The following is a 1071-nucleotide window of genomic DNA, read 5'->3' on the forward strand; positions in this document are numbered from 1 at the left end:
GTCTAAAAGAGCGCCCAAAGAGATCCATCTATCCGCGAGATGACTCGTGATCACGCTGTCCGGGTTCGCCAACGAATGCATTAACACTTCAATGGTTTTATATAATAAGGCCTTTAACAGAAAAACACGCTTATTCTCTTGATCTATCCTTGCTCAGTAAACCAGAACGCAAGGATAGAATGATTAAACATTTACTCTCTGCAACACTGCTTTTGCTGCTCATCCTGTTGCCTGTCACCAACAAGGCTCAATCGTTGACAAGACATTTTGTTGTCGAGTTTGAACAGAAAACAGATTCTCCAAACCAGAGCTTTTCTATAAAGCGTGACCGGTATACGTTGCCGGACAATCAGTCAGACATTGACGGCACCAACGTCGATCCGGGATCAGATTCGCCGCCTGACGACCAACCGCACAGACTGAGCGGCTGCGGAGTAAAAACAACCATTATTAAGTCGATTGCATGGCCATGGTTCTACACAACCCATCTACTGGCCGGTTGCGAACCGATCCTGATCAAAAACGCCGCTCTGAGCTCCAGCCTTTATTCACGGACTCCTGTTGAAGTGTTTGTTGCTGTCGGTTGGCTTTTAAGAAGCTATTGGAGCCCAGATTCACCGCTGTTTAAACCGATGGAACAACAAGAGGCAAGACCTGTGCTGACACCGGGGGATCATTCGTTTGTGACAATCATTACTATGTCGGGCTATAGACAAGACCAACCACAAGCCCGGGCATTAGAACCATCGGGGCAGCGAGCCCCGGGAGCCGCCGAACCTGCAGGCTATTTCATTAGCCTCTTCTATTCTGACTCAGGCGGCGGCAACGGAGGCCCTCAAAAACCTCTACATACCCTGGACTTAAATTGTTTCGTCTTTCCCTGTTATGGTATTTGTCGATTCCGACTCTCACCCGACTGTAGACAGCTCACTGAATGGTCGCTTAATTCCGCAGACAGTTCGACGGTTCATACAGAAACAACACCCGGACGAAGCTCATGCCCCCATTCGGCCAATGGACGCTGTCTTCGTTGCTTAGGCTATGTTGATCCTGTAAACACCACATATTCCC

Annotated in this window: 1 protein-coding gene; it reads left to right on the forward strand. The window is 48.6% G+C overall.

Annotated features, from left to right (window positions below):
* Positions 1-179 precede the first annotated feature (179 nt).
* Positions 180-1071: hypothetical protein (locus KDK18_RS11610; RefSeq protein WP_257255068.1), on the forward strand; the 892-nt coding region annotated here is incomplete at its 3' end.

The sequence above is a fragment of the Endozoicomonas sp. SESOKO3 genome, assembly GCF_024606255.1.